At 53.4% G+C, this 13803-nt stretch carries 12 protein-coding genes and 1 pseudogene; 8 read left to right on the forward strand and 5 right to left on the reverse strand.

The genetic code is table 11. The features are described 5' to 3' along the window. Positions 1 to 130: 130 nt before the first annotated feature. The 4 genes from ACTHTA_RS01405 (at position 131) to gyrB (ending at position 4908) form a co-directional block, all read left to right on the forward strand. Positions 131 to 526, forward strand: coding sequence for an outer membrane protein assembly factor BamE (locus ACTHTA_RS01405; protein ID WP_049350824.1), 396 nt, complete (start codon positions 131 to 133; stop codon positions 524 to 526). 9 nt (positions 527 to 535) lie between these two features. Continuing rightward, positions 536 to 1345 (forward strand): 4-hydroxy-tetrahydrodipicolinate reductase, encoded by an 810-nt coding sequence (gene dapB, locus ACTHTA_RS01410; protein ID WP_440364151.1) that lies wholly within the window; start codon positions 536 to 538, stop codon positions 1343 to 1345. A 90-nt stretch (positions 1346 to 1435) separates the two neighbouring features. Continuing rightward, positions 1436 to 2323 carry a 50S ribosomal protein L11 methyltransferase gene (gene prmA, locus ACTHTA_RS01415; protein ID WP_440364150.1) on the forward strand — a complete coding sequence of 296 codons (888 nt, stop codon included), beginning with the start codon at positions 1436 to 1438 and terminating at the stop codon, positions 2321 to 2323. A 194-nt stretch (positions 2324 to 2517) separates the two neighbouring features. Beyond that, positions 2518 to 4908, forward strand: a complete 2391-nt coding sequence (gene gyrB, locus ACTHTA_RS01420) for a DNA topoisomerase (ATP-hydrolyzing) subunit B (RefSeq protein ID WP_440364149.1) — start codon at positions 2518 to 2520, stop codon at positions 4906 to 4908. A gap of 151 nt (positions 4909 to 5059) precedes the next feature. Here gyrB and ACTHTA_RS01425 read toward each other — a convergent pair whose 3' ends face one another. The 3 genes and pseudogenes from ACTHTA_RS01425 to queA all read right to left on the reverse strand — a co-directional run bounded on the left by ACTHTA_RS01425 (position 5060) and on the right by queA (position 7171). Then, on the reverse strand, positions 5060 to 5866 hold the full coding sequence (locus ACTHTA_RS01425) for a glycosyltransferase family 2 protein (RefSeq protein WP_377080633.1): 807 nt from the start codon (positions 5864 to 5866) through the stop codon (positions 5060 to 5062). 108 nt (positions 5867 to 5974) lie between these two features. Beyond that, a pseudogene (locus tag ACTHTA_RS01430) lies at positions 5975 to 6088 on the reverse strand (protein translocase subunit SecF); the annotation flags it as partial. A 54-nt stretch (positions 6089 to 6142) separates the two neighbouring features. Beyond that, the gene (gene queA / locus ACTHTA_RS01435; RefSeq protein WP_440364148.1) at positions 6143 to 7171 is read right to left on the reverse strand and encodes a tRNA preQ1(34) S-adenosylmethionine ribosyltransferase-isomerase QueA; all 1029 of its coding nucleotides are present in this window, start codon (positions 7169 to 7171) and stop codon (positions 6143 to 6145) included. A gap of 356 nt (positions 7172 to 7527) precedes the next feature. Between queA and accB the strand changes: the two genes are divergently transcribed. The 4 genes from accB (at position 7528) to katA (ending at position 11452) form a co-directional block, all read left to right on the forward strand. Continuing rightward, a complete protein-coding gene (accB, locus tag ACTHTA_RS01440; RefSeq protein ID WP_219089006.1) occupies positions 7528 to 7986 on the forward strand; it encodes an acetyl-CoA carboxylase biotin carboxyl carrier protein in 459 nt (152 codons plus the stop codon). Between the two features lie 71 nt (positions 7987 to 8057). Beyond that, a complete protein-coding gene (locus tag ACTHTA_RS01445) occupies positions 8058 to 8249 on the forward strand; it encodes a YqaE/Pmp3 family membrane protein (RefSeq protein ID WP_003684175.1) in 192 nt (63 codons plus the stop codon). 29 nt (positions 8250 to 8278) lie between these two features. Next, positions 8279 to 9640: an acetyl-CoA carboxylase biotin carboxylase subunit gene (gene accC, locus ACTHTA_RS01450; protein ID WP_440364147.1), complete on the forward strand. Its 1362-nt coding sequence runs from the start codon at positions 8279 to 8281 to the stop codon at positions 9638 to 9640. 297 nt (positions 9641 to 9937) lie between these two features. Beyond that, the gene (gene katA / locus ACTHTA_RS01455; RefSeq protein ID WP_308887053.1) at positions 9938 to 11452 is read left to right on the forward strand and encodes a catalase KatA; all 1515 of its coding nucleotides are present in this window, start codon (positions 9938 to 9940) and stop codon (positions 11450 to 11452) included. A gap of 304 nt (positions 11453 to 11756) precedes the next feature. Here the strand turns inward: katA and groL are convergent, their stop codons facing one another. Beyond that, complete coding sequence (gene groL / locus ACTHTA_RS01460) at positions 11757 to 13391, reverse strand: chaperonin GroEL (protein WP_283114297.1); 1635 nt, start codon at positions 13389 to 13391, stop codon at positions 11757 to 11759. 109 nt (positions 13392 to 13500) lie between these two features. Next, positions 13501 to 13788, reverse strand: a complete 288-nt coding sequence (groES, locus tag ACTHTA_RS01465; protein WP_003744509.1) for a co-chaperone GroES — start codon at positions 13786 to 13788, stop codon at positions 13501 to 13503. Positions 13789 to 13803: the final 15 nt, after the last annotated feature.

A 13803-nucleotide genomic window follows, 5' to 3' on the forward strand; every position in this document is an offset into this window, starting at 1 on the left:
CAATCTACCGCCGATCTTGCAATTGAAAATCAGCGAAAAGAAAAATTAAGAAGATGATTATCGTTTGCTTTTTGAAAATATTCAAGCGATGATAAACATCTTTCCCGAAATGACACAGAAAGGTAAGCCCGTGAATAAAGCCTTATGCCTTGCCATCGCCGCTATTTTAGGTCTGGCCTCATGCAGTGCCGAGCGCGTATCCAACTTTCCATCCTACAAACTCAAAATCATTCAAGGTAACGAGCTCAATCCCCGCGCCGTGGTTTCCCTGCGCCAAGGTATGACCCGCGACCAAGTCCAACTGCTGCTCGGTACGCCGCTCCTGCGCGACGCCTTCCATGCCGACCGCTGGGATTACACTTTCAACACCAGCCGCAACGGCATCATCAAAGAACAAAGCAACCTGACCCTGTACTTTGAAAACGATGTCCTCGCACGCGCCGAAGGCGATGCCATTCAAAAATCCATCGAAGCCGTTCAAGCCGGACAAAACGTCGTTCCGACCACCGAAACCAAGCCGAAATAAGGAAGCCCCATGAGCGCATTGAAAATCGCCATTGCCGGCGTCAACGGCCGCATGGGTCGCGTATTGGTTGAAGCGGTCAACAACCATCCCGATGCCGTCCTCTCCGGCGCACTCGAGCATTCCGGTTCGGAAGTATTGGGTTTGGATGCAGGCTTCGCCTCCGGCCTCAAAACCGGCGTTGCCATTTCAGACGACGTGGATGCCGTACTGGCTCAAAGCGATGTCCTCATCGACTTTACCCGTCCCGAGCCAACCCTGAAACACCTGCAAAAATGCGTGGAAAAAGGCGTCAACATCATCATCGGCACCACCGGTTTTGACGACGCAGGCAAAGCCGCCATCCAAGCCGCAGGCGAAAAAACAGGCGTTGTCTTCGCCGCCAACTTCAGCGTCGGCGTCAACCTGACCTTCCACATCCTCGACACCGTCGCCCGCGTGTTGAACGAAGGCTACGACATCGAAATCATCGAAGGCCACCACCGCCACAAAGTCGACGCCCCCAGCGGCACCGCGTTACGCATGGGTGAAGTCATTGCCGACGCACTCGGCCGCGACCTCAAAGAATGCGCCGTTTACAGCCGCGAAGGCCACACCGGCCCGCGCGATCCGTCCACCATCGGTTTTGCCACCGTCCGCGCAGGCGACATCGTCGGCGACCACACCGCCCTCTTCGCCACCGACGGCGAGCGCGTGGAAATCACCCACAAGGCCAGCAGCCGCATGACCTTTGCCGCCGGTGCCGTACGCGCCGCGGTTTGGGCAAACGGCAAAAAAGGCCTGTACGATATGCAAGACGTATTGGGTTTGAAAAACCGATAAGCCCGCATCATCAGGTTTCATACCTTACAAGGCCGTCTGAAAGCACAACGTCGATTTTCAGACGGCCTTATTAACAAAGAAAGCCCTACCATGTCCTATCAACAAATCACCATCAACGTCAACGATGCCGTCGCCGAACGCCTTGCCGACGCGCTGATGGAACACGGCGCATTGTCCGCCGCCATTGAAGATGCCTACGCCGGTACAGAAAACGAGCAGGCCATTTTCGGCGAACCGGGCATGCCGACCGAGCAAATCTGGCAACAAAGCAAAGTCATCGCCCTTTTCGGCGAAAGCGACGATGCCGCTTCCATTATCGAAGCCGCCGCGCAGGAATGCGGTTTGCACGATTTGAAATACACCGGCGAAATCCTTGAAGATCAAGACTGGGTACGCCTGACCCAAGCGCAATTCGACCCGATTCAAATTTCCGACCGCCTGTGGATTACCCCGTCTTGGCACGAAGCGCCCGACGGCAACGCCGTCAACCTGCAACTCGACCCGGGCCTTGCCTTCGGCACCGGCAGCCATCCGACCACACGCCTCTGCCTCAAATGGCTGGACACGCAGCTCAAAGGCGGCGAAAGCGTATTGGACTACGGCTGCGGCTCAGGCATTTTGGCCATTGCCGCCCTCAAACTCGGTGCAGGCTCCGCCGTCGGCGTAGATATTGACGAACAAGCCATCCGCGCCAGCAAAGACAATGCCGCGCAAAACAACGTCGACGCGCAGTTCTACCTACCGGACGGCCTGCCGCAAGGTCAGTTTGATGTCGTTGTCGCCAACATTCTGGCCAACCCGCTGCGTATGCTCGGCGAAATGCTTGCCGCGCGTACCAAACAAGGCGGCCGCATTGTCTTGTCCGGCCTTTTGGACGAACAAGTCGAAGAACTCAGCGGCATTTACAGCCAATGGTTCGACATCGAGCCTGCCGAAATCGAAGAAGGCTGGGCGCGATTGAGCGGCGTCAAACGCTAAACCTGTTTTCCAATACAAAGGCCGTCTGAAATTTAATCTTTCAGACGGCCTTTTTGCACTTAAAACGCTGAATATTCCAGCAAAATCAGGTATAATTGCCTATTATTTTTGACCTTTCGGAACACATCCGCCGCGCTCGTTTGACATTTCATTGCGCGCACGGAAAATTCCTTGAAATTCAGCAAGAAAAGACCATGACTGACCAAAAACACGAAGAATACGGCGCCGACAGCATACAAGTGCTGGAAGGCTTGGAAGCGGTACGCAAACGCCCCGGTATGTATATCGGCGACACGCAGGACGGCAGCGGCCTGCACCACATGGTGTTCGAGGTGCTCGACAACGCCATCGACGAAGCACTCGCCGGACATTGCGACAAAATCACCGTAACCATCCATGCCGACAATTCCGTCAGCGTGGCCGACAACGGCCGTGGCATGCCCACTGGCATCCACCCGAAAGAAGGACGCTCCGCCGCCGAAGTCATCATGACCGTATTGCACGCGGGCGGCAAGTTCGACAACAACAGCTACAAAATCTCCGGCGGCCTGCACGGCGTGGGCGTGTCCGTCGTCAACGCGCTATCCGACTGGGTAACGCTGACTATCTACCGCGATGGCAAAGAACACTTCGTCCGCTTCGTGCGCGGCGAAACCGAAGAGCCGTTGAAAGTTGTCGGCGATTCCGACAAAAAAGGCACGACCGTGCGCTTCCTCGCCAGTACGGAAACCTTCGGCAACGTCGAATACAGCTTCGACATCCTTGCCAAACGTATTCGCGAACTTTCCTTTCTGAACAACGGCGTGGACATCGAATTGACCGACGAGCGCGACGGCAAACACGAAAGCTTCGCCCTCTCCGGCGGCGTGGCTGGGTTCGTGCAATACATGAACCGCAAAAAAACGCCGTTGCACGAAAAAATCTTCTACGCGTTCGGCGAGAAAGACGGCATGAGTGTCGAATGCGCGATGCAATGGAACGACAGCTATCAGGAAAGCGTGCAGTGCTTCACCAACAACATCCCGCAACGCGACGGCGGTACGCACTTGACTGCGTTGCGCCAAGTGATGACGCGCACCATCAACAGCTACATCGAAGCCAACGAAGTCGCCAAAAAAGCCAAAGTGGAAACCGCCGGCGACGATATGCGTGAAGGTCTGACCTGCGTTTTGTCCGTCAAACTGCCCGATCCGAAATTCTCATCGCAAACCAAAGACAAACTGGTTTCCAGCGAAATCGGCCCCGTTGTCAATGAAGTCATCAACCAAGCCTTGACCGACTTCCTTGAAGAAAACCCGACCGAAGCCAAAATCATCACCAGCAAAATCGTCGATGCCGCGCGCGCGCGCGAAGCCGCCCGCAAAGCACGCGAAATTACCCGCCGCAAAGGCGTGATGGATGGTTTGGGCCTGCCCGGCAAACTCGCCGACTGCCAAGAAAAAGACCCTGCCCTGTCCGAACTCTACCTCGTCGAGGGTGACTCCGCAGGCGGCTCCGCCATGCAAGGCCGCGACCGCAAATTCCAAGCGATTTTGCCGCTCAAAGGTAAAATTTTGAACGTCGAAAAAGCACGTTTTGAAAAAATGCTGGCCAGCCAAGAAGTCGCCACGCTGATTACCGCTTTGGGCGCGGGCATCGGCAAAGAAGAATTCAATGCCGAAAAACTGCGCTACCACCGCATCATCATCATGACCGATGCCGACGTGGACGGCGCGCACATCCGCACCCTGCTCCTGACCTTCTTCTACCGCCAAATGCCCGAGTTGGTCGAACGCGGCTACATCTACATTGCCCAGCCGCCTTTGTACAAAGCCAAATACGGCAAACAAGAGCGCTATCTCAAAGACGAATTGGAAAAAGACCAATGGCTGCTCGGTTTGGCCTTGGAAAAAGCCAAAATCGTTTCAGACGGCCGCACCATCGAAGGTGAAGAGCTTGCCAATACTGCCAAACAATTCCTGTTGGCCAAAACGGTTATCGAGCAAGAAAGCCGCATCATTGACGAACTAGTCCTGCATGCCATGCTGCATGCTTCGCCGGTCGATCTCAGCACAGCAGAAAGCGCAGACCGCGCCGTTGCCGAATTGAACGGCCTCTTGGACGAAAAAGAAGTCGCGCTCGAACGTATCGAAGGCCACGAAGGACACCAGTTCATCAAAATCACACGCAAGCTGCACGGCAATGTGATGGTGAGCTACCTCGAGCCTAAGTTCCTCAACAGCAAAGCCTACCAAACCCTTACCCAAACTGCCGCCGCACTCAAAGGCATGGTCAGCAAAGGGGCGAAACTCTACAAAGGCGACAATGAATACGACATCGACAGCTTTGAAGGCGCTTTGGACATCTTGATGAGCGTTGCCCAAAAAGGCATGTCCATCCAACGATACAAAGGCTTGGGCGAGATGAATCCGGAACAACTTTGGGAAACCACGATGGATCCTACCGTCCGCCGTCTCCTGAAAGTCCGCATCGAAGACGCCATCGCCGCCGACGAAGTGTTCGTCACCCTGATGGGCGACGAAGTCGAACCGCGCCGCGCCTTCATTGAAAACAACGCCCTGCTGGCACAAAACATCGACGCCTAAGCATGGGGATATAAAAGGCCGTCTGAAAAACGATTTTCAGACGGCCTTTTTTTGTTTTATTTCTTATAACTCAAATTCCAACCACTTCGCGCGTTTGCTTTAATCATCTATTTTAATTCGCATATTTTAATAGAGCGTTCCAACATTACAATTACCGGTCATAAGAAACCTGCAAATCCATGATCCCCGTCTGTCCAAAGGACAAATTTGCCTTGACCTCGGCAAGATTGGCGCAAATCCGCTGTGTAACCGCTTCTGCCTCAATCTGATGTTTCTCATCGATGCCTGCGGGCGTCATCCCGAAGATTGCCGTATCAAGCAGGCGCTCGGCATGGATGCCCCGGCGGTATACATGCCGAACGGCGGCATCTTCCGTCCCGAACAGAGTCCCGACCACACTGCTGCGGGTCAGTGCGATACCGAGTGCGGCATCCTCGCCGCCGAATTTCCTGAACAACCCGTCTTGAGGAAATCCGCCGCAAGCCAGTAAAACGGAACGGCGGAACACCGTATTGCCGCCGACCGTCATTTCCAGACGCCGCCACGCTTCGGCGAAACCTGCGTGCCGCGTATAGCGTTCGGGAAAACCGACGGGACGCAGTTTCAACCGCACCAAACCAAGATAATAAAAATTACACAACGCCATGTATGCGGCGGTCAGCACATCGGATTCATAGGCATCGTCCGCATCCAAAAATGCGACGAAATCCGCCGTGCTCTGCAATGCGCCCCAGTTGCGGGCCTTTGCCGCCCCGCCGTTTTCCGCCAAAAATTCGCAGCGGATTGCCGGATATTGCGCGGCAAGCTCCGTCATTATTTCCTGCGTACCGTCCTGCGACGCATCGTCAACCAGCCAGACGGTTCGGACTTTCTGTTGCTTCAGCGCGCTTTCAGCGGCAGCACGCAAAGTTTCGGCAGCGTTGTAACACGGGATAACGACATCTAACGACGGATTCATACCTGCTCCTAGCGGAAATATATAGTTAGGCGGCGGAAGGGCCAATAAAAAAGGATATACCTGTATAAAGTATATCCTCTTTTCCGGTTCAAGCCGTTTTCAGACGGCCTATACGACGACCTCTTCTTTTTTCTTCTGTTGCTTGGCAATGTTCTCGCGGTTCAGACCGAACATCAGCAGCAGCGGGCTGGCCACCAGCACGGAGGAATAGATGCCGATGATTCAGATTCGGATAACCCAAATAACCAGTTTGAAACGCTCCAATCCGCTTCCAATTTATTCCGCTTTTCCCAAAATCATCGCATCGCCATAGCTGAAAAAGCGGTATTCCTGTTCCACCGCATGACGGTAAACGCTGCGGATATGTTCCATGCCCGAAAACGCGCTGACAAGCATCAGCAAGGTTGATTTGGGCAGGTGGAAATTGGTAATCAATCGGTCGGCAACATTGAAGCGGTAGCCCGGCGTAATGAAAATATCGGTATCTCCGCGACCGGCTTTCAGACGGCCTGTTTCGCGTGCGGCGGATTCCAAGGCGCGCATGGAGGTTGTTCCCACTGCCCACACTTTATTGCCGCGCGCTTTGGCGGCTTCAACGGCGGCAACGGTCTCGGCCGGTACGTCAAACCACTCGCTGTGCATTTTGTGTTCTTCAATTTTATCGACGCGCACGGGTTGGAATGTGCCGGCACCGACGTGCAGGGTTACTTCTGCGGTTTCTACACCTTTGGCTTTCAGACGGCTCAATAGCTCATCGGTAAAGTGCAAACCCGCCGTCGGCGCGGCCACTGCGCCTTGATACTTGGCGTACACGGTCTGATAGCGGCTGTCGTCTTCATCATCGGCCGCGCGTTCGATATAAGGCGGCAAGGGCAGATGGCCGTTTTGCTCCAAAAGTTCATAAACGGTTTGCTCGCCTTCAAATTTCAGGCAAAACAATTCTTCCGCACGCTCCATCATGACGGCACGGATATCGCCTTCAAAAATCAATTCTGTACCCGGTTTCGGCGATTTAGACGAACGGATATGCGCCAATGCGGTATGCGCGTCTAAAACCCGTTCAATCAGGGCTTCGATTTTGCCGCCGCTGGCTTTTTGGCCGAACAGACGCGCCTTCATCACTTTGGTATTGTTAAACACCAGCACATCGCCCGGTGCGACATAATCGGGTAAATCGCCGAAATGTTTGTCTTCAATCGGCAATGTCGGCAAAGCAACCAGGAGCCTGCTGCTGCCGCGCACTTCGGGAGGATGCTGGGCAATCAGTTTTTCGGGCAATTCAAAATCAAAATCGGAAATATCCATTGTCGTGCATACTTTAAAAAAACAGGCGCCATTATACGCGCAAAGTTGGTTTTCAGACGGCATGTTTTGTCGAAAAACCAATAAATTAGAATAAACGCTCTTGGAAAAATCACTTTTTAACGAAAATCAGCGTTTCTTTCTTTTTTCGCCGAAAAACACCTTTTTTCTATCTTTTACTGGACATTTACCGACAAGTTCGGGAAAATAACCAGATTCATTTCTCAGGCTCCGCCCTGTTCCGACATTATTTAAACGCCGGATGGCAAACCCGCCTTCCGACGTCTCAGGAAATCATCTAAAACCACAGCGGCGCATACCCAATATGCACTTTATGCCGCGCTAAAGAAGGAAAAGCAATGGATTTGCGTAAATTAAAAAAACTGATTGATTTGGTCGAAGAATCAGGCATTGCAGAAATTGAAGTTACCGAAGGCGAAGAAAAAGTCCGCATTACGCGTACCATTGCCGCCGCAGCTCCTGTTTATGCTGCTCCGGCCCCTGCCGCAGCCGCTCCGGTTGCCGCCCCTGCTGCTGCTCCGGCCGCAGCCGCTCCAGCCGCCGCCCCTGCCGCTCGCGATTTGTCCAACGCACAAAAATCGCCTATGGTCGGTACGTTCTACCGCGCCCCAGGCCCAAACGCAGCCGCTTTTGTCGAAGTCGGCCAACAGGTTAAAGTCGGCGATACTTTGTGCATCATCGAAGCCATGAAGCTGATGAATGAAATCGAAGCCGAGAAATCCGGTGTCGTTAAAGAAATTCTGGTTGAAAACGGTACTCCGGTCGAATACGGCGAGCCGCTTTTCATCATTGAATAATCCGTTTTTTCAGACGGCCTTCAGTTTCGAGGCCGTCTGAAATTCCTTTTTCTGTTCATTAAGGACAAACCATGCGTCTGATTTTGGCTATTTTCTTGCCTTGGTTGCAGTTTTTCACCATCGGCCGTCCGATTGCAGGCATCATCTGTCTGATTCTGCAATGTACGCTGGTTGGCTGGATACCGGCAGCCATGTGGTCGGTTTACGCCTTGAGCCAATACAAAACCGACCAAAAAATCCGCAACGCATTAGGCGGCCGCTGAGGCCGTCTGAACCATCCGGAAAGATTATCATGCTGAAAAAAGTATTGATCGCCAACCGGGGCGAAATCGCCCTGCGCGTCCTGCGAGCCTGCCGTGAAATGGGCATCGCCACTGTCGCCGTCCATTCCGAAGCCGACAAAGACAGCCTGCACGTCAAACTCGCCGACGAATCCGTGTGCATCGGCCCTGCCGCATCCGCACAAAGCTACCTCAACATCCCGGCCATCATCGCAGCCGCCGAAGTAACCGAAGCCGACGGCATCCACCCGGGCTACGGCTTCCTCGCCGAAAACGCCAACTTTGCCGAACAAGTCGAACAATCCGGCTTTGTCTTCATCGGTCCGAAAGCCGACACCATCCGTCTGATGGGCGACAAAGTATCCGCCAAACACGCCATGATCGAAGCCGGCGTGCCTTGCGTTCCCGGTTCTGAAGGCGCATTGCCAGACGACGGCGAAGAAATCCTTAAAATCGCCGACAAAGTCGGTTATCCCGTCATTATCAAAGCCTCCGGCGGCGGCGGCGGTCGCGGTATGCGTGTTGTCGAGAAAAAAGAAGACCTCCTCCAGTCTGTCGAAATGACCAAAGCCGAAGCAGGCGCGGCATTCGGCAACCCGATGGTTTACATGGAGCGCTATCTGCAGCGTCCGCGCCACGTCGAAATCCAAGTGATTGCCGACGAACACGGCAACGCCATCTACCTCGCCGAGCGCGACTGCTCCATGCAGCGCCGCCACCAAAAAGTCATCGAGGAAGCACCTGCTCCGTTCATCACTGAAGAAGAACGCACCAAAATCGGCAAAGCCTGTGCCGACGCTTGCAAACGCATCGGCTATCGCGGCGCAGGTACGTTTGAATTCCTGTACGAAGACGGCGAATTCTTCTTTATCGAGATGAACACACGCGTTCAGGTTGAGCATCCGGTTACCGAGCTCATCACCGGCGTAGACATCGTCCAAGAGCAATTACGCATCGCATCCGGCCTGCCTTTGCAATACAAACAGGAAGACATTCAAGTCGAAGGCCACGCGTTTGAGTGCCGTATCAACGCCGAAGACCCGTACAACTTCATTCCAAGCCCGGGTCTGATTGAAAGCTGCCACCTGCCCGGCGGCTTCGGCATCCGCGTCGACAGCCACATCTACCAAGGCTACCGCATCCCTCCTTACTACGACAGCCTGATCGGCAAAATCTGCGTTATCGGTAAAGACCGCGACCAAGCCATGGCGAAAATGCGCGTAGCCCTTGCCGAGCTGGCGATTACCGGCATCAAAACCAATACACCGCTGCACCGCGATTTGTTCAGTGACCCAGGCTTCCAAAAAGGTGGCGTCAGCATCCACTACTTGGAACATTGGCTGGAAGAACGCAAAGCCAAACAGGATAAATAATCCCTTGTTTTGACTAAAAATAAGGCCGTCTGAAACGCAAAATAAAGTTTCAGACGGCCTTTTTTACAGCTTTATCATTAATAAAAACTAATGAAATTTAATTCTTGATTATTAATATTAATTCTAAATCGATTTCATAGTTCCAATAGCTAAAGCCTTTCTATATAGTTTAGCTTATAGCTTAATACAAACAAAATTTAAATATTGATATTAAATTTTTATTATTTGTTCGGATATAAGCATCCCGTCCGGCAAACCGTCTCATCAACCTATGAAAACTTCACAAAGGAAATAACTATGTCCATCTCCAAATGCCCTATCACCCATCTGACCATGAACAACGGCGCGCCCGTTGCCGACAATCAAAACAGCCTGACCGCCGGTCCGCGCGGCCCTCTGCTGGCGCAGGATTTGTGGCTGAATGAAAAACTCGCCGACTTCGTGCGCGAAGTCATCCCTGAACGCCGTATGCACGCCAAAGGCTCGGGCGCGTTCGGTACGTTTACCGTAACACACGACATTACAAAATATACCCGTGCCAAAATCTTCAGCGAAGTCGGCAAGCAAACCGAGATGTTCGCCCGTTTCACCACCGTGGCAGGCGAGCGCGGCGCAGCCGATGCGGAACGCGACATCCGCGGCTTTGCGTTGAAGTTCTATACCGAAGAAGGCAACTGGGACATGGTCGGCAACAACACGCCCGTATTCTTCCTGCGCGACCCGCGCAAATTCCCCGACCTGAACAAGGCCGTCAAACGCGACCCGCGCACCAATATGCGTTCTGCCACAAACAACTGGGACTTCTGGACGCTGTTGCCCGAAGCCCTGCACCAAGTTACCATCGTCATGAGCGACCGCGGCATCCCCGCCAGTTACCGCCATATGCACGGTTTTGGTTCGCATACTTACAGCTTCTGGAATGAAGCGGGCGAACGTTTCTGGGTGAAATTCCATTTCCACACCCAGCAAGGCATTAAAAACCTGACCGACAAAGAAGCTGCGAAAATCATCGGAGACGACCGCGAAAGCCATCAGCGCGACCTGTACGAAGCCATCGAACGCGGCGAGTTTCCGAAATGGACGATGTACATCCAAGTCATGCCCGAGGCGGATGCGGAAAAAGTGCCGTATCATCCTTTCGACCTGACCAAAGTTTGGCCGAAAAAAGACTATCCGCTGATTGAAGTGGGCGAATTCGAGTTGAACCGCAATCCCGAAAACTTCTTCGCCGATGTGGAACAATCCGCCTTCGCACCGAGCAACCTTGTGCCCGGTATCGGCGCCAGCCCCGACAAAATGCTGCAAGCCCGTTTGTTCAATTACGCCGACGCGCAACGCTACCGCTTAGGCGTGAACTTCCGCCAAATCCCCGTCAACCGCCCGCGTTGCCCCGTCCACAGCAACCAGCGCGACGGACAAGGCCGCGCCGACGGCAACTACGGCAGCCTGCCGCACTACGAACCCAACAGCTTCGGCCAATGGCAGCAACAGCCCGACTTTGCCGAACCGCCTTTGAAAATCAACGGCGATGCGGCGCACTGGGACTATCGCCAAGATGATGACGACTACTTCAGCCAACCACGCGCCTTGTTTAACTTGATGAACGACGCGCAGAAACAGGCTTTGTTCGGCAATACCGCCGCAGCCATGGGCGATGCGCCTGACTTCATCAAATACCGCCACATCCGCAACTGCTACCGTTGCGACCCGGCATATGGTGAAGGTGTAGCCAAAGCCCTTGGACTGACTGTCGAAGATGCCCAAGCGGCACGAGCTAACGACCCGGCTTTAGGTCAACCTGGTTTACTGTAAGGAGGCATTATGTGGATAGAAATTGAAGAACTCTTGTCCCAAGCTGTCCGATACAGCCGTTCAAATAAAAAGTAACGGTTTAGATCATTAAGCAGGCCGTCTGAAACACAAAATAAAGTTTCAGACGGCCTTTTTTGATGATGAAGTTTATTTGATGGCTTCTGATTCAATGGAACTGGCTGCCCTTATTTCTCCGTAAATCATGGCGTACCCCTTACCATCTCACGCTTCTTACTGGCAAATAAAAAACCGCACGGCTACTTGCCGTGCGGTTTTGTTTTTTATCTGAAGGGTTCAGGCAGCCTTACATCATGCCGCCCATACCACCCATGCCACCCATATCAGGCATAGCAGGTTTTTCTTCAGGGATTTCAGCGATCATGCAATCGGTTGTCAGCATCAGGCCGGCGATAGATGCGGCGTGTTGCAGCGCGGAACGGGTTACTTTGGCGGGGTCGAGTACACCCATTTCGATCATGTCGCCGTATTCGCCGGAACCTGCGTTGTAACCGTAATTGCCTTTGCCTTCCAGCACTTTGTTCACAACCACGCTAGGCTCGCCGCCTGCGTTGGCAACGATTTGGCGCAGCGGAGACTCAACGGCGCGCAAGACGATTTGTACGCCTGCGTCTTGGTCGGCATTGCCGGTGTGCAGGTTTTCCAGAGCGGCACGGGCGCGCAACAGGGCTACGCCGCCGCCTGCAACCACGCCTTCTTCAACGGCCGCGCGGGTAGCGTGCAGCGCGTCTTCCACGCGGTCTTTTTTCTCTTTCATTTCGACTTCGGTAGCAGCACCGACTTTGATTACTGCCACGCCGCCTGCTAGTTTGGCAACGCGCTCTTGCAGTTTTTCTTTGTCGTAATCGCTGGTTGCGGTTTCGATTTGTTGGCGGATTTCGGCAACACGCGCTTCGATTTGGGCAGCGTCGCCGAAGCCGTCGATGATGGTGGTGTTTTCTTTACCGATTTCGATGCGTTTGGCTTGACCCAAGTCGTCCAAAGTCGCTTTTTCCAAAGACAGACCGACTTCTTCGGCAATCACGGTGCCGCCGGTCAGGATGGCGATGTCTTGCAACATGGCTTTGCGGCGGTCGCCGAAGCCTGGAGCTTTAACGGCAACGGTTTTCAGAATGCCGCGGATGTTGTTCACCACCAAAGTCGCCAAGGCTTCGCCTTCTACGTCTTCAGCGATAATCAAAAGCGGACGGCTGGCTTTTGCCACTTGTTCCAAAACAGGCAGCAGGTCGCGGATGTTGCTGATTTTTTTGTCGAACAACAATACAAACGGATTGTCCAAAGCTGCAATTTGTTTTTCAGCATCGTTGATGAAGTAAGGAGACAGGTAACCGCGGTCGAACTGCATACCTTCGACGACATCCAGCTCGTTTTCCAAAGATTTGCCGTCTTCAACGGTAATCACGCCTTCTTTGCCGACTTTTTCCATCGCTTCGGCAATAATCGCACCGACTTGTTCGTCGGAGTTGGCGGAAATCGAGCCGACTTGTGCGATTTCTTTGGAAGTATCGCAAGGTTTGGCGATGTTTTTCAGCTCTTCAACCAAAGCGGCGACGGCTTTGTCAATACCGCGTTTCAAGTCGGTCGGGTTCATGCCGGCGGTCACGTATTTCATGCCTTCCGCTACGATGGCTTGTGCCAGTACGGTGGCGGTAGTGGTACCGTCGCCCGCTACGTCGTTGGTTTTGGACGCGACTTCTTTCACCATTTGCGCGCCCATGTTTTCGAATTTGTCTTTCAGTTCGATTTCTTTAGCGACGGTAACGCCGTCTTTAGTGATGTGCGGACCGCCGAATGTGCGGTCAACCACTACGTTGCGGCCTTTAGGACCCAAAGTTACGCGGACGGCGTTTGCCAGAGTGTTCACGCCGCTGACCATTTTTTGGCGGACTTCGTTACCGAACTGTACGTCTTTTGCTGCCATGTTTTGATTCTCCTAATTTATTTAATACATTTGATTGATTCTGTCTGAGGTCGTCTGAAAACCTTATACGCCTTTTCAGACGACCTGTTGTTCTGAATACACGGAATGTTTATTCGACAATACCGAAAATGTCTTCTTCGCGCATAACCAACAGCTCTTCGCCGTCGGCTTTTACGGTTTGACCGCTGTATTTGCCGAAAATCACTTTGTCGCCGACTTTGACATCCAGCGGACGGCGCGCGCCGTCTTTACCGATTTTACCCGCACCCACGGCGATCACTTCGCCCATGTCGGGTTTTTCAGCGGCTGCGCCGGGCAGAACGATGCCTGATGCGGTTTTCTCTTCAGCTTCCAAGCGTTTGACGACGACGCGGTCGTGTAAAGGACGGATGGTCATGTTTTATGCTCCGAT

The organism is Neisseria sp. P0013.S005 (assembly GCF_051958425.1).
Classification (GTDB): domain Bacteria; phylum Pseudomonadota; class Gammaproteobacteria; order Burkholderiales; family Neisseriaceae; genus Neisseria; species Neisseria subflava.

What these genes read in the sequence shown, in the direction of transcription:
- dapB (WP_440364151.1), top strand. Translation starts at nt 536, where the DNA reads ATGAGCGCATTGAAAATCGCCATTGCCGGCGTCAACGGCCGCATGGGT.
- prmA (WP_440364150.1), top strand. Translation starts at nt 1,436, where the DNA reads ATGTCCTATCAACAAATCACCATCAACGTCAACGATGCCGTCGCCGAA.
- gyrB (WP_440364149.1), top strand. Translation starts at nt 2,518, where the DNA reads ATGACTGACCAAAAACACGAAGAATACGGCGCCGACAGCATACAAGTG.
- ACTHTA_RS01425 (WP_377080633.1), bottom strand. Translation starts at nt 5,866, where the DNA reads ATGAATCCGTCGTTAGATGTCGTTATCCCGTGTTACAACGCTGCCGAA.
- queA (WP_440364148.1), bottom strand. Translation starts at nt 7,171, where the DNA reads ATGGATATTTCCGATTTTGATTTTGAATTGCCCGAAAAACTGATTGCC.
- accB (WP_219089006.1), top strand. Translation starts at nt 7,528, where the DNA reads ATGGATTTGCGTAAATTAAAAAAACTGATTGATTTGGTCGAAGAATCA.
- ACTHTA_RS01445 (WP_003684175.1), top strand. Translation starts at nt 8,058, where the DNA reads ATGCGTCTGATTTTGGCTATTTTCTTGCCTTGGTTGCAGTTTTTCACC.
- accC (WP_440364147.1), top strand. Translation starts at nt 8,279, where the DNA reads ATGCTGAAAAAAGTATTGATCGCCAACCGGGGCGAAATCGCCCTGCGC.
- katA (WP_308887053.1), top strand. Translation starts at nt 9,938, where the DNA reads ATGTCCATCTCCAAATGCCCTATCACCCATCTGACCATGAACAACGGC.
- groL (WP_283114297.1), bottom strand. Translation starts at nt 13,391, where the DNA reads ATGGCAGCAAAAGACGTACAGTTCGGTAACGAAGTCCGCCAAAAAATG.
- groES (WP_003744509.1), bottom strand. Translation starts at nt 13,788, where the DNA reads ATGACCATCCGTCCTTTACACGACCGCGTCGTCGTCAAACGCTTGGAA.